The 18,175-nt window shown below is 63.2% G+C and carries 18 protein-coding genes; 11 read left to right on the top strand and 7 right to left on the bottom strand.

Annotation, left to right across the window (positions count from 1 at the left end):
* Positions 1–44: 44 nt before the first annotated feature.
* Both H6851_16260 and H6851_16255 read left to right on the top strand, forming a co-directional pair.
* A complete protein-coding gene (locus H6851_16260) occupies positions 45–1,997 on the top strand; it encodes an ATP-dependent metallopeptidase FtsH/Yme1/Tma family protein (GenBank protein ID MCB9945160.1) in 1,953 nt (650 codons plus the stop codon).
* Positions 1,998–2,204: 207 nt separating this feature from the next.
* Complete coding sequence (locus H6851_16255; protein ID MCB9945159.1) at positions 2,205–2,633, top strand: organic hydroperoxide resistance protein; 429 nt, start codon at positions 2,205–2,207, stop codon at positions 2,631–2,633.
* Positions 2,634–2,713: 80 nt separating this feature from the next.
* On the opposite strand, the gene H6851_16250 is transcribed toward H6851_16255, so the two are convergent.
* The 5 genes from H6851_16250 to H6851_16230 all read right to left on the bottom strand — a co-directional run bounded on the left by H6851_16250 (position 2,714) and on the right by H6851_16230 (position 7,731).
* Positions 2,714–3,028, bottom strand: coding sequence for a cytochrome C oxidase subunit IV family protein (locus tag H6851_16250; GenBank protein ID MCB9945158.1), 315 nt, complete (start codon positions 3,026–3,028; stop codon positions 2,714–2,716).
* A complete protein-coding gene (locus tag H6851_16245; GenBank protein ID MCB9945157.1) occupies positions 3,025–3,666 on the bottom strand; it encodes a cytochrome c oxidase subunit 3 in 642 nt (213 codons plus the stop codon). The genes H6851_16250 and H6851_16245 overlap by 4 nt, the downstream gene beginning before the upstream one ends.
* Positions 3,663–5,645, bottom strand: coding sequence for a cbb3-type cytochrome c oxidase subunit I (locus tag H6851_16240; protein ID MCB9945156.1), 1,983 nt, complete (start codon positions 5,643–5,645; stop codon positions 3,663–3,665). Before H6851_16240 ends, H6851_16245 begins: the two co-directional genes overlap by 4 nt.
* The gene (locus H6851_16235; GenBank protein MCB9945155.1) at positions 5,645–6,559 is read right to left on the bottom strand and encodes a COX aromatic rich motif-containing protein; all 915 of its coding nucleotides are present in this window, start codon (positions 6,557–6,559) and stop codon (positions 5,645–5,647) included. The genes H6851_16240 and H6851_16235 overlap by 1 nt, the downstream gene beginning before the upstream one ends.
* Before the next feature lie 209 nt (positions 6,560–6,768).
* Positions 6,769–7,731, bottom strand: coding sequence for a YihY/virulence factor BrkB family protein (locus H6851_16230; GenBank protein MCB9945154.1), 963 nt, complete (start codon positions 7,729–7,731; stop codon positions 6,769–6,771).
* 342 nt (positions 7,732–8,073) lie between these two features.
* Between H6851_16230 and H6851_16225 the strand changes: the two genes are divergently transcribed.
* Genes H6851_16225 through H6851_16190 form a run of 8 tightly spaced genes read left to right on the top strand, consistent with a single transcriptional unit; the run spans position 8,074 to position 15,283 of the window.
* The gene (locus H6851_16225) at positions 8,074–9,105 is read left to right on the top strand and encodes an ABC transporter substrate-binding protein (protein MCB9945153.1); all 1,032 of its coding nucleotides are present in this window, start codon (positions 8,074–8,076) and stop codon (positions 9,103–9,105) included.
* Positions 9,105–9,899 (top strand): ABC transporter ATP-binding protein, encoded by a 795-nt coding sequence (locus tag H6851_16220; GenBank protein ID MCB9945152.1) that lies wholly within the window; start codon positions 9,105–9,107, stop codon positions 9,897–9,899. Before H6851_16225 ends, H6851_16220 begins: the two co-directional genes overlap by 1 nt.
* The gene (locus H6851_16215; protein MCB9945151.1) at positions 9,899–10,696 is read left to right on the top strand and encodes an ABC transporter permease; all 798 of its coding nucleotides are present in this window, start codon (positions 9,899–9,901) and stop codon (positions 10,694–10,696) included. Before H6851_16220 ends, H6851_16215 begins: the two co-directional genes overlap by 1 nt.
* A gap of 34 nt (positions 10,697–10,730) precedes the next feature.
* Positions 10,731–12,098 (top strand): FAD-dependent oxidoreductase, encoded by a 1,368-nt coding sequence (locus tag H6851_16210; protein ID MCB9945150.1) that lies wholly within the window; start codon positions 10,731–10,733, stop codon positions 12,096–12,098.
* Positions 12,095–13,240, top strand: coding sequence for a CoA transferase (locus H6851_16205; GenBank protein MCB9945149.1), 1,146 nt, complete (start codon positions 12,095–12,097; stop codon positions 13,238–13,240). Before H6851_16210 ends, H6851_16205 begins: the two co-directional genes overlap by 4 nt.
* Complete coding sequence (locus H6851_16200; GenBank protein ID MCB9945148.1) at positions 13,237–14,010, top strand: enoyl-CoA hydratase/isomerase family protein; 774 nt, start codon at positions 13,237–13,239, stop codon at positions 14,008–14,010. The genes H6851_16205 and H6851_16200 overlap by 4 nt, the downstream gene beginning before the upstream one ends.
* A gap of 24 nt (positions 14,011–14,034) precedes the next feature.
* Positions 14,035–14,361, top strand: a complete 327-nt coding sequence (locus H6851_16195; GenBank protein MCB9945147.1) for a ferredoxin family protein — start codon at positions 14,035–14,037, stop codon at positions 14,359–14,361.
* Between the two features lies 1 nt (position 14,362).
* Complete coding sequence (locus tag H6851_16190; GenBank protein ID MCB9945146.1) at positions 14,363–15,283, top strand: LysR family transcriptional regulator; 921 nt, start codon at positions 14,363–14,365, stop codon at positions 15,281–15,283.
* A 123-nt stretch (positions 15,284–15,406) separates the two neighbouring features.
* Here H6851_16190 and H6851_16185 read toward each other — a convergent pair whose 3' ends face one another.
* Positions 15,407–16,468 (bottom strand): AbrB family transcriptional regulator, encoded by a 1,062-nt coding sequence (locus H6851_16185; protein MCB9945145.1) that lies wholly within the window; start codon positions 16,466–16,468, stop codon positions 15,407–15,409.
* 19 nt (positions 16,469–16,487) lie between these two features.
* Complete coding sequence (locus tag H6851_16180) at positions 16,488–16,895, bottom strand: EVE domain-containing protein (GenBank protein MCB9945144.1); 408 nt, start codon at positions 16,893–16,895, stop codon at positions 16,488–16,490.
* A gap of 112 nt (positions 16,896–17,007) precedes the next feature.
* Between H6851_16180 and H6851_16175 the strand changes: the two genes are divergently transcribed.
* Positions 17,008–18,159 carry an aminopeptidase P family protein gene (locus H6851_16175; GenBank protein MCB9945143.1) on the top strand — a complete coding sequence of 384 codons (1,152 nt, stop codon included), beginning with the start codon at positions 17,008–17,010 and terminating at the stop codon, positions 18,157–18,159.
* The last annotated feature ends 16 nt before the right edge of the window (positions 18,160–18,175 follow it).

Raw genomic sequence — 18,175 nt, 5'->3', positions numbered from 1 at the left:
GGAATACATCCCAGGAAACCCAGTATGTCTGACGAGGTCAAACGGTGAACAATTTCAGCAAGAACCTTGCACTGTGGATCATCATCGGTCTCTTGTTGATCGCGTTGTTCAATCTGTTTCAGGGCCCATCAACCAGGGGTACCCAGACGCCGCTGGCGTTTTCCGACTTCGTCTCCGAGGTCGAGGCAGGCCGTGTAAGCGATGTCACGATCCAGGGCGACAATATTTCGGGACATTTCTCCGATGGTCGGCCATTTGCCACCTACGCACCGAACGACCCGAACCTGGTCGAGCGCCTGACCAAGCATGGCGTGACCATCCGGGCAATGCCTCTCGATGATAGCATGCCGTCGTTGCTGGGTGTCCTGGTGTCGTGGTTCCCGATGCTGCTGCTGATCGGCGTGTGGATTTTCTTCATGCGGCAGATGCAGTCCGGTGGCGGCAAGGCCATGGGATTCGGCAAGAGCCGGGCGAGACTGCTGACCGAGAAACACGGACGCGTCACGTTTTCCGACGTCGCCGGCATCGACGAGGCCAAGGAGGAGCTGCAGGAGATCGTCGAGTTCCTCAAGAACCCGCAGAAATTCCAGCAGGTCGGTGGGCGCATTCCGAAGGGCTGCCTGCTCGTCGGGCCTCCGGGCACCGGCAAGACGCTGCTTGCCCGCGCCATCGCGGGTGAGGCCAATGTGCCGTTCTTCACGATTTCCGGCTCCGATTTCGTGGAAATGTTCGTCGGTGTCGGCGCGAGCCGCGTGCGCGACATGTTCGAGCAGGCCAAGAAACATGCGCCGTGCATTGTCTTCATCGACGAGATCGACGCTGTCGGCCGGCATCGTGGTGCCGGTCTCGGTGGTGGCAATGACGAGCGTGAGCAGACGTTGAATCAATTGCTGGTCGAGATGGACGGTTTCGAGGCCAACGAGGGCGTGATCCTGATCGCCGCGACCAATCGTCCCGACGTTCTCGATCCGGCCCTTTTGCGTCCGGGGCGTTTTGACCGCCAGGTTGTGGTGCCAAATCCGGATGTTCTCGGGCGCGAGAAGATCCTCAATGTGCATGTCAAGAAGATCCGTGTCGGCCCCGATGTCGATACCCGGGTCATTGCCCGCGGCACGCCCGGCTTCTCGGGTGCCGACCTTGCCAACATCGTCAACGAGGCGGCGCTGCTGGCCGCCCGGCGTGGCAAGCGGGTCGTGACGATGGTCGACTTCGAGGCAGCCAAGGACAAGGTCCTGATGGGCGCCGAGCGGCGGTCGATGGTCATGTCCGACGAGGAAAAGAGGTTGACTGCCTATCATGAGGGCGGTCACGCGGTGGCAGCCTTCTTCACCAAGGGGGCGATGCCGATCCACAAGGCCACCATCATTCCGCGGGGGCGTGCGCTCGGTCTCGTCCAGTTCCTTCCGGAAGGGGACCGTCATTCCCAGACCCGGCAGGAGATGGAAGCGCAGATCACGGTCGCCATGGGTGGCCGGGTGGCCGAGGAGCTGATTTTCGGGCACGACAGGGTGACATCGGGTGCCTATGGCGACATCAAGCAGGCGACGCAGATCGCGCGGGGCATGGTCACGCAGCTCGGCATGAGCGAGAAGCTCGGTCCCGTGGGATATGGCGAAAACCAGCAGGAGGTGTTCCTGGGGCATTCCGTGACGCAGCAGAAGAACGTTTCCGAAGCGACCGCCCAGCTGATCGATGCCGAAGTCCGGCGGATCATCGAGGAAGGCCACGAGAAGGCGCGGAACCTGATCACCGAAAAGCTTGATGTCCTGCATGAGCTGGCGACGGCACTGCTGGAGCATGAGACGCTCACAGGCGAGGAGGTCGCATCGATCCTTCGTGGTGACGGCATGCCCGAGGCGCGCAGCAAGCAGGATGGTTCGCCATCGGCTTCGGCTCCCAGCGGCGGCGGCAAGCGAGGTTCGGTCCCGACGACCAACAAGCCGCGCGACGATGACAGTCCGGGCGATTTCACACCGGAGCCCCAGCCGGGTACCTGATGTCATCAGGCCAGATTATCTTGTGAACGGGCGGCCAGCTCTCCATCTGGCCGCCCGTCTGCATGCGGGATGCAGGGGGCAATGTGGCGAATTCGCTGACGATGGGTCCCTTGATCCAACCGGATGTTGGTCATCGACACTGGTGGAAAATCCCGGTGCGCTATATTGTCACCTCGGGTTTCACAACCGGCGCAAGGGAGAAACTACATGTCTGTCGATGTGAAATATATGACCGAGGCAACGGCCACCGGCGGCCGTGACGGGTCGGCGCGAACGGCCGATGGCAAGCTTGAGGTCAAGCTGTCGGTGCCGAAGGAACTGGGGGGTGACGGAGGAGCGGGCACCAATCCCGAACAATTGTTCGCGGCCGGTTATTCGGCCTGCTTCCTCGGCGCGATGAAGGCGGTGGCGGCACAGGACAAGGGGCCGGCCATTCCACCGGACACGAGCGTGACGGGCACGGTCGGTATCGGACCGCGCTCGGAAGGCGGCTTCGGCATCACTGCCGCGCTGGAAATCAGTCTTCCCGGATTGGACAGGGCGACGGCCGAGACACTGGTGCAGAAGGCCCACCAGATCTGCCCCTATTCCAATGCAACTCGAAACAATGTCGATGTGAAGCTCACCGTCGTCTGACACTGTCCATCTACTTCAAGCGAAATGCGAAAGGCGCTTCACTTCAGGCGGGCGAAGCGCCTTTCCCGTCCGTGCCCGGATCAGGGCATCATGCGATGGTGCAGGTCGATCATGGCCCACATGCCTCCTCCCACCATGATCGTGGCGAGCAGTCCCGCGAGGAACAGCGCGATGCGGGCCTCGATCGGGGTGCGGCTGGTGGAGTAGTGCAGGAAGAACCGCAGGTGCACGCCCATCTGGATCACGGCGAGAAAGGAGATGATCATGATGGTCGGGGTGCGGCCGATCCCGCCAAGGGAGGCAATCGCGAAGGCGAGTGCGGTGAGGATAATGGCCAGCAGGAAGCCTGTGATATAGTCGCTGATTTCCGGTTTGCGCAGATAGGGAGGGATCATGGCAGGACTCCCGGCAGATAGACGAACGAGAAAATGCCGATCCAGATGATATCGAGGAAATGCCAGAACAATCCGACCCGATAGAGGCGGGACAATACGGGCTCGGTCGTTCCCTTGACGAGAAGCTGCAGGACGAGCACGGCCAGCATGATCATGCCGACGCTCACATGCAGCCCATGGGCTCCGACAAGCGCAAAGAAGCCGGAAAGGAAACCGCTGCGCCAGGGCCCGGATCCTTCGGCCACGAGGCCCGCAAATTCATGGAATTCGAAATACAGGAAACAGGCTCCCAGTCCCATCGTCACCAGCAGCCAGAAGATCGCTGCGAACCGTTTTCCGGAAAGTGCGCAGATCGACACGAACCCGAAGGTGAGGCTCGAGATGAGCAGTGCGGCCGTTTCATAGGCGGCGGTATCGAGCGAAAATACTTCGTGGGGGCGTGGTCCACCGGCGACGCCATAAAGAAGGACGCCGTAATTCGCGAACAGGATCGCGAACAGGATGGCGTCGCTCATCAGGTAGAGCCAGAAGCCGAGCGCGCGCTCGCGATGGTCGGCGTGCGTACGCTCGTTGCCGATGATCCGGCAGGGCTCGCTGACATCCGGATCCGCTACGATGTCGGCCGTACTCACGCTCATGATGTCGCTCCGGCAACGGCCATGCCCTCTGCCCGGGAAGATTGCATGATCCGCTCGACCTCCGAAGCGGGAACTTCATGTTCGTCATGGTCGATGAAGCTGCGGGCGATGACGATGAGCAGCATGCCCGCGGCACAGATGCCGAAGAGCCACCACATCTCCCAGATCGCTCCGAAACCGCCCAGAAAGGCCAGGACACCGGCGGCCATGGCCGAGCGGGTCGGGTTCGGCATTTCGATATCCTCCGGCGGACCCACCGGCACAGGCTCGCCGGCGCGCTTGGCCATGGCGAAACTGTCGATGCCGTCGACCCGCGGTATCCGGGCGAAATTGAATTCGGGCGTGGGCGAGGGGACCGACCATTCGAGTGTACGTCCGTCCCAGGGGTCGCCGGAGGTGTCGCGAAGGCGGTTGCGGTCGCGGATACTGACCCAGAGCTGGACGCCGAGTGCGATGATGCCGAAAAGAACGGCACAGGCACCGATGAACGAGACGGTCAGCAACGGCCAGAGAGAGGAGTCGTAGATCTGTCCGGTCCTGCGTGGCAGTCCCATGAGCCCCAGTGCATAGAGTGGCATGAACACCAGCAGAAAACCGGAGAACCATCCCCAGAAGGAGAGCTTGCCCCATTTCTCGTCGAGGGTGAAGCCGATCGCCTTGGGGAACCAGTACTGATAGCCGGCAAGAAAGCCGAACAGGACGCCCGGGATCAGCATGTTGTGGAAGTGGGCGACGAGGAAGGTCGTGTTGTGCAGGTTGAAGTCGAGCGGCACGATGGCGTGCATGACACCGGTCGCACCACCGATGACGAACAGGACGATGAAACCGACGGTCCAGTAGATTGCCGAATGCAATCTCACCCGGCCGCGATACATCGTGAACATCCAGTTGAAGACCTTCAGTCCGGTCGGAACACCGATGATCATGGTGGCGATGCCGAAAACGGCGTTGACCGTGGCACTGGAGCCCATCGTGAAGAAGTGATGCAGCCACACGAGGGCCGACACGACCGTGATGACCAGGGTGGCCCGGACCATGGCACTGTATCCGTAGAGGGGCTTGCCCGAGAACGTCGCGGTCACCTCGGAGAACACGCCGAAGGCTGGCAGAACCAGCAGATAGACCTCCGGATGTCCCCACATCCAGAACATGTTGGCGAAGTTCATGAAATTGCCGCCGGCATCGCTGGTGAAGAAATGCGTGCCGATGACCCGGTCGAGGCCCAGCAGGGTGATGGCCACGGTCAATGCCGGAAAGGCGATGAGGATGATGACGCTGGTGCAGGCCGCCGTCCATGTGAAGACCGGCATGCGCATCAGCGTCATTCCCGGTGCCCGCCGCCGCAGGATCGTGACGAGGAAATTGATCCCCGACATGGTGGTGCCCCAACCCGAGATGAACAGGGCCCAGATCCAGTAATCGACGCCGACGCCCGGCGTGCGCGCCGCTCCGGAGTAGGGTGGATATCCGGTCCATCCGGCCGTGGAGAACTTGCCGAGGACCAGCGAGATGAGCACGAGCCCGCCGGCACCGGCGGTGAGCCAGAAACTGAGGGCGTTGAGATAGGGGAAGGCGACATCGCGGGCACCGATCTGCTGCGGCATGACGAAGTTGATCAGTCCGGACATGAATGGCGTGGCCATGAAGAATATCATGATCGTGCCATGGGCGGAGAATACCTGCGCGAAATGATCACCTTCGAGGAAGCCGCCGCCGAAGGCCGAAAGCATCTGGTGGGCGCGCATCATGATCGCATCGACAAAGCCGCGGACCAGCATGACAAAGGCGAATACGATGTACATGATGCCGATCTTCTTGTGATCGACCGTTGTCAGGTAGTTGTGCCAGAGCCAGCCCCAGAGGCGGAAATAGGTCAGCAATCCGACGGCGGCGACGGCACCGAGCACGGTGACCAGCGCGCCACCGAAGGCAACAGGGCTGTAGAACGGCAGAGAATCGTAGGTAAGACGGCCCAGCATCAGTTTCCCCCGTCGTATTCGGCGGTCGATGGCAGTGGATTCATCGAATAACCCGGATCGAACAGCCGCACGATCTTTGCGAACAACCCGGTTTCGACACTGGCAAAATGGGTGAGCGGATAGCCCTGGGTCCTTTCAGCGAGCTTCCTGTAGCCTGCCATGTCGAGAAGCGGTTCATTCTTCACTTCCTTCACTTCGGCATCGTCCGGGAGCGAGGCCGAACCCGCACCCATTGACCTGATCCAATTGTCGAATTTCTCTCGACCGAGAAGCCTGGTCTCGAACCGCTGGTTCTCGAAACCCGGACCTGAAAACATGGCATTGGCCCCGTCGAGAACGCCTTCCCGGTCGGCATGGAAGTTCGCACGGGTTTCCATGCCGGGCATGGCATAGATCTGGCTGGTGAGGCCGGGAATGAACAGGGCCGTCATCATCGGGTCGGAGGTGATGCGGATGGTGACCGGTTCGTCCACCGGAGCCACGAGTTCATTGACCGTGGCGACACCGGCATCGGGGTAGATGAACAGCCACTTGTAGTCGAGGCTGACGGCCTGGATTTCAAAGGGACGTTCTTCAGCATCGACCGGCCGATAGGGATCGAGCCTGTGGGTATAGACCCAGTTGAGGCCCCCCAGGGCAATGATGATGACCAGCGGAGCGAACAGGGTCACGCCGTGTAGGAACTTCGACTCGCGGAACTCGGGATCGTAGGTTGCCTTGCCGGATGTCGACCGGTAATGCCAGACGATCCACAATGTTCCCATGATGACGGGCACGATGATCGACAGCATGATCAGCGTCGACCACATCAGCAGCTCAAGCTGGGCGGAGGCTACCGTGCCGATCGGGTTGAGCATCGGCATTCCGGCAGTGGAACAGGCCGGGAGGATCGCGGGCAGGGCAACAGATGCCATTGTTTTCCATCGCAATCTCAAGAATTTCTTCCCCCGGTGATGCAAAGCTGGCGGACAATCGGTCCCGGCGATGAAAGTGGATACAATCGGCGGCATGCCCCGGTCGATACCCCGACTCACATGTCGGTATTCGACCCATGATTTGTGGACCCCCCGAGGCCCCGTTCTTCGGAGAAGGAAAGGCCCATCCGGTCAAAGGTTCCACCCGGTCAGTTTTTTTCCCGCGGATACGGGGCAACATTGTCGGCCACGAACGCGCCCCGCTGCCCCATGGGACGTGGCTCTCCGGTTGTCGTGTCGACGGAGGTCTCCAGCTCGATCTCGCTGTTGAGCTTGGCACCGATGATGATGGCGAAGGCCGATATATAGAGCCACAACAGCACGATGATGATGGCGCCGAGCGAGCCGAAGGTGGCATTGTAGTTGACGATGTTGCCGACATAGTAGGAAAAGAGGATCGACGCGCCGAGCCACAGGACCATGGCCACCACCGAACCGACCGAGATCCATCGGAACTTCGGCGCCGAACGGGATGGCCCGAACCTGTAGAGCAGGGCAAGACCGAGCATGACGAAGGCCGCGATGATCGGCCAGCGAAGCATGGCCATCGACATGGCGGCGGCCTCGTTCAGGCCAAGGATGGCAAGGGCGGCCGGAACGACGACGATGGTCACGATGGCGGCGGCCAGTGCAAGGATGCCGGCGAACGTGAAGCCCAGTCCCAGCAGGTTGAAGACGATGAAATTCCGTCTTTCCCGTTCGTGGTAGGCGATGTTGAGCGCTGCGATAAGCGCCTTGGTCGCCGCCGACGACGACCAGAGCGCGACGGTGGCCGCCACGACCAGCCCCCACCCCAGCGCCTGATGCGATTGCCGGGCGACCCGCTGCAACTGCTCCGACATGAGGCGGGCGACATCGGGTGGCACGATGCCGTTGAGCATGGTCAGTTGCTCCTCGACCTGCAACGGATCCGAAACGAGACCGTAGACAAGAAGAAGAATTGTCATTCCCGGGACCATCGACAGCATGGCGTAGAAGGCGCAGCCGGCGGCAGCCAGTGACAGGTTGTCCGAGCCGATGCCCGTGACCACGCGGAACAGGACACGATACCATTGGCGCCAGCCGAAGCGCGCGGGTGCGTCCAGATGGTGGCATTCCGTCATGCTGCTCATGATGGCGATATTCCCCGATACGGTCATCTATTCCTGCGGCACCATTCTGCCCCGCCCCTGTTGGCGGAGCTGTCCCGCGTCGTCAATGTTCGCGGCGCCGGGGACCGGATGCAGCCGGTGAACATCGACGGGCCGCGCATGAAGTCGCGCATCGAGCGATGCCGGTACCGGGAGGGAGATGGGTTTGCGTTGCCAATACAGCAACGGCAAGTGCGAAAATATGCGCTTCTTGTGAACGCCCCGGAGTGATAACCTCTCCGGCAACCCAAGATGTTCTTGAACTGGTGCTCGTGTCATCTCGCCGGCCGGGAGCAACCTTGCCGGATAAAAAGGGAGGAAGTGATGTTCGATTCGATGGTCTCGCGTCGTACCCTGTTGCGTTCATCGGCCGCGCTCGGCGCCCTCGCGGGCATGCCCGGCCTGCTCTCGGTCGGTGCACGCGCGGGTGACCTGACGACGGTCAACATGCAGCTCGGCTGGCTGGCGTCCAACGGCATTCTCGGCGAGACCGTCGCCATGGCCAAGGGGTTCTACGCCGAACGGGGGGTCGAGTTGCAGGTCACTCCCGGCGGTCCGAATGTCGATGGCGTCGGTGCCACCGCCGCCGGTCATGCGCAGGTGGGCCAGTTGTCGTCGAGCCCCTCGCTGATGCTTGCGCGATCGGCGGGCATCCCGGTCAAGGCCATCGCCGCCGGCTACCAGAAACACCCCTACACCTATTTCTCGCTGTCCAGCGACCCGATCCGCGAACCTGCGGACATGGTCGGCAAGAAGATCGGAGTCCAGCCTACGGGCCAGATCCTGCTGCGTGCCCTGCTGGCCAAGAACGGCATTGCGGAGGATCAGGTCGAGATCATCAATGTCGGCAGCGACATGAACCAGCTCCTGACCGGACAGGTGCAGGCGATCACCGGCTGGCAGACCAACACCAACGCGCTCAAGGTCCTTGGCGACCAGCGCGTCGACATGATGTTGTGGGATACCGGCATCCGGCTCTATGCCAATGTCTACTATACGACGGACGACATGCTGGACAATCACGGCGACGTGCTTGCCGGCTATCTCGCGGGCTCGGCGATGGGCTGGGGCTACGCCCGCGAAAATCCCGAGGAAGCGGTCGACATCCTGGTCAACACCTATCCCAATCTCGAACGTGCTTCCGAACTCGAAGCTGTAGGTTCGGTCCTGTCCTTCAGTTTCGACGACAACACGAAGAAGAACGGCTGGGGCACGATGGATGCGGCCAACTGGGAGGAGCAGATCGACATCTATGCTTCGCTCGACCAGTTCAAGGGCGAGACCCCGACCCTCGACGACGTGATGTCGATGGCGGTTCTCGATGCGACCGCGGACATTCGCAAGAAGGTCGGCTGATGGCCCTGGCGGCGGTCGACGAGGTCGGTGCTATGCCGGCCTCGGCTGTCGACATACGCGAACTCAGCGTACGTTTCGACAGTGAAGCCGGGGAAGTGACCGCCCTGGACAACGTCACGGTCAACATTCCCGAAGGGAGCCTGTTGACAATGCTGGGACCTTCGGGATGCGGGAAATCGACGCTCCTGAGGGCCATCGCCGATCTGGTTCCCGCTTCGCAAGGGGAAATCAGCGTTCTCGGGAAGGCGCCGGAGCAGGCCCGGCAGGACCGGGATATCAGCTTCGTCTTCCAGGATGCGACGCTGCTCCCCTGGCGCAATGCCGTCGACAATGTCCGGCTTCCGCTGGAAGTGGGCGGCGGCGGAACCGCCCATGGCGAACCCGAGGAATTGTTGCGGCTGGTGGGGCTGGCCGGCCGGGAGAAGGCGATGCCGGACGAGTTGTCGGGCGGCATGCGCCAGCGGGTGGCCATTGCCCGCGCGCTGGTGTGCAAACCCCGCATCCTGCTGATGGACGAGCCATTCGGCGCTCTCGACGAGATTACCCGCGACAAGCTCAACGAGGAGTTGCTGCGGATCTGGCAGGAGACCGGCACCACCATCGTTTTCGTCACGCATTCGATCCCCGAGGCCGCCTTTCTCGGCGAACGGGTACTGGTGCTGGCGGCTCATCCGGGCCGGGTTCGCGATCTGGTCGAGGTCGATCTCCCTCATCCGCGTCGCCTTGCGGATCGCGACACGATCGAGTTCGTGCGCATCGCCGCTCACCTGCGCCAGCTGCTGGAGACCTGCTGATGGCCACGAATGTCGCAAGCCCCGCGCCGCGCAAGGGCGAAAGCGCCTGGGCGGCACGGTTGCCGGCCATCGGTGCCGCTGTGGGGATCATCGTCTTCTGGCAACTGGTGGTTTCCGTGTTCGGTGTTCCGAACTACATCGCTCCCGGGCCCATCGAGGTGATCCGCACCTTCCGGAGCGAAGGCGGGATCCTGCTGCTGAACTTCTGGCCGACCTTGATGGAAGCGTTGCTGGGCTTCGTTTTCGGCAATCTCGTCGCCATCCTGCTGGCCGTCTGGTTCGTCCACAACCTTACCGCCGAACGCGCCTTCTACCCGATCGCGGTGTTCATCAACACCATCCCCATCATCGCCATAGCACCGGTGCTGGTCCTCATCTTCGGCAATGGCTATGCGCCCAAGATCATCATTGCCGGGCTGATATGCTTCTTCCCCACGCTGGTGAACATGGTCCGCGGGCTCAAGGCGGTGAACCCGGCGATGCTCGACCTGATGCGCATCCTCTCGGCCACCAAGCGCGAGGTGTTCTGGAAGGTGCGGTTGCAGAGTTCGCTGCCGTTCCTGTTCGCCGCCCTCAAGATCGCGTCCACGACCTGCGTCATCGGTGCGATCGTCGGCGAGTGGATCGGTTCGAACTTCGGTCTCGGCGCGCTCATCATCGAAGCCACCTACAATTTCCGCTCGCCGCTGCTCTATGCCACGGTTTTCCTCGCTGCCGGCCTGGCGGTGATGCTGTTCGTGTTCGTGGCCCTGGCCGAGCGCTATTTCATTCGCTGGAAATCCAGCGCCGTTCACTAGGCTGTCGTTTTGTGACAGACGGAGGAGTTCCTCAATGAATGATAGTCCAACAATCAGGGAAGCTGCGCGCGATGCGCGTATCGTCGACCGTAGCGACGTCGTCGTCGTGGGCGGCGGTCCCGCCGGCATTTCGGCCGCCGTATCGGCCGCACGCAACGGGGCCAGCGTGACCCTGCTCGAACGCTATCCCTATCTGGGTGGCCTCGCTGCGGGCGGCATGGTGCTGGTGCTCGACGACATGCACAACGACCTCGAGCTGTCGGTCAAGGGCATCGGCTTCGAGATCATCGAACGGATGCAGGCCATGGGGCTGTGCGTGGTGCCGGACGAGCGGGACATGCAGCCCGACATCCGTGCCACCGAGGAGATGTGGCGCAAGTGGTCGCGCTGGGGGCTGTTCGACTTCCACACCCACAGCCTGCCGCATCCCGTCGTCTATTCGGCGGCCTTCGACCCCGACGGGTTCAAGCGGGCCGCCTATGCGATGACCGGCGAATCCGGTGTGAAACTGCGGATGCACAGCTGGTTCTCGTCCTCCATCGTCGAGGACGGGAAGATCAAGGGAGTCGTCGTGGAGACCAAGGATGGCCGTCAGGCGATCATGGGCGACGTCGTCATCGACACCACCGGCGACCTCGATGTGGCAGCCAGCGCTGGCGCGCAGTTCCAGGAGGGATCGTTCATCCTCACCACGGTCTCGCGCTGGGGCGGGGTCGATACCGAGGCTGCCGAACGCTATCAGTACGAGGAACCGGAGCGCTTCAAGGAGACCGAACGCGAGGCGACCCGTATCATCGGCGGCTCATGGAACTACTGGTGGCTGAAGACGCCGTTGCCCGGCATCGTCTGGCTCAACTGTCCGCACATGCCGAATCTCAACGGCACCAGGGTCGAAGATCTGACGAAGGCGGAGCTTGAAGGGCGGCAGCGGATCGAGCGGCTGCTTGAGTATACGCGTGCCAACAATCCCGGTTTCGAGAAAGCCTATGTTATCGACTTCGCTCCACAGACTGGCGTTCGCCAGACGCGGCTGTTGCAGGGTGAGCATATTGTCACCAAGGAGGAAGTCGTCAAACGACAACATTTTCCCGACAGCGTCTGTCGCGGTCGCGATTACTACACACCCTACCGGGCCATGCTGCCGAAGGGGATCGACCAGCTTCTGGTCGCCGGCCGCCACTACTCGGCGACGCCGCAGGCACAGAAGATGAGCCGCGAGATCCCGCCCTGCATGGCCATGGGCGAAGCGGCGGGCGTCGCCGCGGTCGTGGCGCTCGACGCCGGTGCCACGGTACGCGATGCCGATGTCGGTGCGATCCAAAAACAGATGCGCAAGCAGGGGGCCGATCCCGGAGACCGGCCTTCGGACAACGCTCGTCGATATGCGGAGGCTGCGGAATGAAACTGCCACTGGACGGTATAAGGGTGATCGATTTCACCCAGGTGATGCTCGGACCCTGCTGCACGCAGATGCTGGCGGATTATGGAGCCGAGGTGATCAAGGTCGAAAAGGAGAAGATCGGCGACCTGTCGCGCTGGTCCCTCGGCGAGGACCCCGACGGGCTCAACAATCCGGTGTTCTCCTCACTCAACCGCAACAAGAAGAGTCTCGCGGTCGATCTCAAGAATCCCGAACACAAGGCGGCCGTGCTGGAGCTGGTCGACGGGGCCGATGTCGTGGTCAACAATTTCCGCCCGGATGTGATGGATCGCATCGGCTTCGGTTACGACGCGCTGAGAAAGCGCAATCCGCGGCTGATCTATGCCGTGGGCACGGGGTATGGCATCGAAGGCCCCTATACCCACAAGGGCGGACAGGACGTGCTGGCGCAGGCGATGACCGGAGTGATGTTGCGCAAGGCCGGACCGGAGATTCCCACCTCGATCTATCCCACCGCCCTTTGCGACTACTCCGCGGGCATGCATCTGGTGCAGGGCATCCTGCTGGCGTTGCTCCAGCGCGACCGGACGGGCGAGGGGCAGCAGGTGTCGGTATCGCTCTACAGTTCGATGATCGCCATGCAGATGCAGGAGGCGGCCATGTGGATGATGCGCGGCAAGGATCTCAACTGGGCCGCCATGCCGCTCACAGGCGTGTTCGAGACCGCCGATGGTGCGATCGTCATGGTCGGCGCGTTCAAGGCCAATCCGCTGCAGGACATCTGCAAGGCGCTGGAAATCGATGACCTGAGCCGGGACGAGCGGTATTCCGATCTCGAACGGCAGCGTGCGCATCGCCCCGAACTCCAGAAGATCTTCCGGGAAAACTTCTCGACCAACACGACCGCCCACTGGGTGGCGCGCCTTGAAGGCGTGGACATCCTCTGCGCGCCGGTACGCTCGCTGGCCGAGGCGCTGGAGGACGAGCAGACGCTGGTCAACCGCATGATCGTCGAGGCCGGGTCCACCGAGGCCGGTCCCGTGCGCCTCATCGGCTCGCCCATCATGATGTCGGCGGCGCCGCTGGAGGTCCGCCAGGCACCGCCGAAGCTCGGCGAACACAACGGCGAAATCCTCGGCGATGCCATGGAGAAGGTGGCTTGAGCGTTTCCCTCGACATTCGCGACCACGTCGCCCGGGTCACCATCGATCGTGCCGATCGGCTGAATGCCATCGATTCCGCGACAGAACGGCGCCTCATGGAGATCTGGGAGGCCATCGAGAACGACCGCGACGTGCGCTGCGTCGTGCTGACCGGCGCCGGCGACCGGGCTTTCTGCGTCGGCGCGGACATGAAGGACGTCAGCAAGTCGGGCCTCGAATACTGGGCCGACCCGCGTCCCGGCGGCTTCGGCGGCATCGCCCTGCGCCAGACGCTCGATATCCCGGTCATCGCGCGGGTCAACGGCTTCGCACTCGGTGGCGGTTTCGAGATGATCCTCGGCTGCGACATCGTGATTGCCTGCGAGGAAGCGGAGATGGGGCTGCCGGAGCCGCGGGTCGGGCGGATGCCGCTCGATGGCGGCATGGTGCTGCTGCAACGCAAGATTCCCCACAACATCGCCATGGGTATGATGCTCACCGCCAGGCGGGTCAAGGCGACCGAACTGGCGCGCTGGGGTGTCGTCAACGAGGTGGTGCCGCGCGCGGAGCTTGATGCCACGGTCGATCGCTGGATAGGGGATATCCTCGCATGTGCACCGTTGTCGCTGCGAGCCATCAAGCAGACGGCAAGGCACACTGCTCACCTGCAACCCGTCGAGGCGCAGGCGCTGAAGTTGCCGGCGGTCATCGAGGCACTGTGCAGCGAGGATGCGAATGAAGGGGTCCGGGCCTTCCAGGAAAAGCGCAAGCCGGCCTGGAAGGGCTGCTGACCGCCCGCCAACGGAGCGCTGACCGTGGCCTACGTGATTGCCGAGACCTGCATCGACGTGAAAGACGGGGCCTGCACGCAGGTCTGTCCCGTCGACTGCATCTACGAGGGCGGGCGGATGTTCTACATCCAGCCCGAGGAATGCGTGAACTGCGCGCTGTGTGTCTCCGTCTGCCCCGTGGAGGCCATCTTCGAAGAGAGTGATCTGCCCGAACGGTGGCAGGCGTTCAAGGCCGCCAATCGCGAATTCTTCGGCGAGAGGGTCACCGGCTGGGGCGCGCCCGGCGGTCTGTCGGACACCTATCGCAGCAGCGAGGATGCCCCGCTGGTCGCTGCCTGGCCACGGCGCTGACATGCCCCTGCACGCCGCGGCCCTGGCCTATCTCGATGAGGTCGCCCGCTCGGGGTCGATCCGCCAGGCGGCACGCCGGCTCAACATCGCCGCCTCGGCGGTCAACCGCCAGATCCTCAAGCTGGAGGTCGAGTTCGGCACCCTGCTGTTCGAACGCCTGCCCTCGGGCCTGCGCCTGACACCCGCCGGCGAGCTGGTCGTGCGCCATGCCCGCGCGACGCTGCACGAATATGGCCGGATGCGCGCGGAACTCGACGCTCTCGACGGGATACGCTCCGGCCTCGTGCGGATCGCCACCCTCGACAGCCTGCTGCTGCGGGTCGTGCCGGAGCTGCTGATGCCCTATGTCCGGGCCAATCCCGATGTCCGCTACGCCGTCAACGCCTGCGGACCCGGTGAGATCGTCCGGCGCGTCGCCGCCGGCGATGCCGACATCGGGATTGCCTTCGATCTTGAGGAACACTCCGCCATGCGCGTGGAATCGCTGGTGGAGATGCCGATCAGGGCCATGGTCGCGCGCGATCATCCACTGGCGGCCCGCGAGCACACCACGCTGCTCGAATGCGCCAGCTATCCCATGCTGTTCCAGGAAGACACCCAGCCCATCGGCAGTCTGCTGCTTCACGAACTGGAGGAGGCGCGGATGGCGGCCACTCCGCTGATGGCCTCCAACAATCTCACGCTCATCAAGCAACTGATCTGCGCCGGGCTGGGTGTGGCGTTCTTCACGGCCATCGGCTTCCTCGACGAGCTGGCCGATGGCCGGGTGGTGGGCGTGCCGCTGCTCGAGCCACGGCTCAATTCACTCAACATCGTCGTCATCACCGCCCGTTCGCGCCACCTGGCCCCGGCCACCAACGATCTCGTCCAGCTGATCTCAACCGCGCTGGCCGGACTTGCGAACCACTACAATGGCCATTGAAGTTACGGGCTGACCCGCTTCGATGGCGTCGTGCGACCCGGGTCATGTCTCATGATTATCCGGAATAAGGTATATATACCTAAATCAAATGAACATGTCAAGCGCCATGATCCCTCGACGGCATCATTCCCTTCCGTCGTCGAGCCAGCGAAAGGCGGGGCCGGCCATCATCACCACGAGGCAGATGCGGATGATGTGATGGGTGGCGACATAGGCGGGCTCGATGCCGAGCGCCAGGGCGACGAGACTCATTTCCGCCACGCCGCCGGGCGACAGCGCGAGAAAGAGGGCCAGTGGCGGCGCGCCGGTGAGGTAGTGGGCGAGTGCGCCCACGGCAAGTGTCGCGCCGAACATGGCCAGCACCAGACCGAGACCCGAACGCAGGGTCCTGGCCACCTCCCGCAGGGTGAAGCCGCTGAAGCGAGCGCCGATGCCCGAACCGATCACCAGCTGGGCGACGGCAATCATGAAAAAGGGTGGTGCGGTGTGGGCAAGGCCGGCGATATGGGCGATGGCGGAGAGGATCATCGGTCCGACGATGGTGCCGCCCGGCAGCTTGATCCTCTGGCCGATCGTATAACCGAGTACGGCGCAGCCGAGTAGCACGGCAATTTCGGAGAGCTGCCATTCGAACGCCGTGCCGGTTGCCGCGGCGACCGGCATCGTCCCGTCCACGAGCATGTGGCGGGCGATGAACGGCACGGTCATGACGATCAGCAGGATACGGGTGGAGTGCATCAGGGCGATGCGGCGGATGTCTCCGCCGGCCTGTTCGCCCATGATGATCATCTCGCCGAATCCGCCCGGCATGGCGGCAAAATACGCGGTGCGCGTATCGAGCCGGGTCACCTTGCGCAGATAGAGGAAGCCGACACCGCCGACGATGAGCACGTAGAGGGGAAGGATGGCGATGGTCGGCAGCCAGTCGATGGCTGACAGCACCAGTTCCATGCTGAAGCCGGAGCCCAGCAGCACGCCCAGAATCGCCACCATCGGATCGCGAAGGGTCCGGGGGATCTGCAACGACAGCCCGGCCATGCTGGCCACGGTATTCGCGACGATGGCCCCCAGCATCCAGGCCAGAGGCAGGTGCATCAGGTGGAACAATGTTCCGCCGACGGTGCCGAGGCCGATCGCCAGCAGGAAGGGCCGCGTCCGGCGCGGGTCGGGCCAGGGGATGTTCATGACAGCCGGTATCGGTCCGTCAAAGCCCGGCCATGGTCGTCAGGACCGTCCAGTGCCTGTCGCTTACCGGCATCACCGACAGCCGCGACTGGCGGATCAGGGCAAGGCCCTCCAGCGCCGGCTCGGCCTTGATCGCCTTGAGCGGTACCTCGTTCTTCACCGGCCTCAACGGTTCGAGGTCCACCTGCACGAACTTGCCGGTATCATCGTCCGGGGCAGGATAGGCCTCCCGGATCACCCGCATCACGCCGACGATGGCCGGATCCTTGAGCGAGCGGTAGAAGAATACCTCCTCGCCCGTCTTCATCGCCCGCATGTTGGCTGCCGCCTGATGATTGCGCACGCCGTCCCATTGCGTGCTGCCATCCTGAACGAACCTGTCCCAGTCATAGTCGCCGGGTTCGGTCTTCATCAGCCAGTGTGCCATGCGCGTCTCCTTCGTTGCGGCATCTTGATAGCTGTGTGACGGCGCCTGCACCAGTCGCTTGCCTCGCCTGCATGCCAGCTGGTATCGGGCTCGGGAAGGAAGGGGAGGACGCATGAGCCTGCATTTCGACGACACCGAGTTCGCCGCCCGGCTGGAGAAGGTCCGGGATGCCATGGACAGCGCCGGTCTGGACGGCCTGCTGCTGTTCAATCAGGCCAGCATGTTCTGGCTCACCGGCTACGACACGTTCGGCTACTGCTTCTTCCAGTCGCTGGTGGTGCGTGCCGATGGCCGCATGATCCTGCTCACCCGCGCGCCCGACCTGAGGCAGGCGCAACTGACCTCGATCATCGATGATATCCGGATCTGGGTGGATCGCGACGGTGCCACGCCCGCCGACGACCTGCGCGACCTGCTGGCGGAGCTGGAGTTGACCGGCAAGCGGATCGGCATGGAGAGCGAAACCCAGGGGCTCACCCATGCCAATGGCCGGCGCATCGAGGCAGCACTCGACGGCAGGGCGGAACTGGTGGATGCCTCCGGTCTCGTCACGCACCTGCGTCTGGTCAAGTCACCGGCCGAGCTGGCCTATGTCCGCCGTGCGGGCGAGTTGTGCGATGCCGCCCTGGATGCGGCCATCGCCGCCACCGGACCGGAAGCGGACGAGGGCGTGATCCTCGCCCGGATGCACGACGCGATCTTCGAGGGCGGAGGCGACTATCCGGGCAACCCGTTCATCATCGGCTCGGGACGCCATGCCCTGCTGTGTCGCTACCAGTCCGGTCGGCTGAAGCTCGGTCGTCGCGATCAGCTCACCCTGGAGTGGGCGGGCGTCTACAGGCAGTACCATGCGGCAGCCATGCGCACGCTGGTGGTCGGCCAGCCCGACGACCGGCACAAGGCACTGCACGAGGCTGCCCGCGACGCGCTGCTCGCCTGCGAGGAGGCCCTGCGCCCCGGCCGCAGCATGGGCGAGGTATTCGATGCCCATGCCCGCACGCTCGACGCCCACGGCCTCGCAGCCCACCGCCTGAACGCCTGCGGTTATTCGCTGGGCACCGTCTACGCGCCCTGCTGGATGGACTGGCCGATGTTCTACGCCGGCAATCCGGTCATCATGCAACCGGGGATGGTCTTCTTCCTGCATATGATCATCGCCGACAGCGACAGCAATCACGCCATGACGCTGGGCCGAACCTCGATCATCACCGAGACCGGAATCGAGGGAGTGTCGAGACACCCGCTGGACATGATTGCATGCTGAATAGATGATCGCACAC

The sequence above is a fragment of the Geminicoccaceae bacterium genome (assembly GCA_020638465.1).
Classification (GTDB): Bacteria; Pseudomonadota; Alphaproteobacteria; order Geminicoccales; family Geminicoccaceae; genus JAGREO01.
The sequence above is the reverse complement of the archived record's forward strand: the minus strand, read 5'-3'. Positions and strand labels throughout refer to the sequence as shown.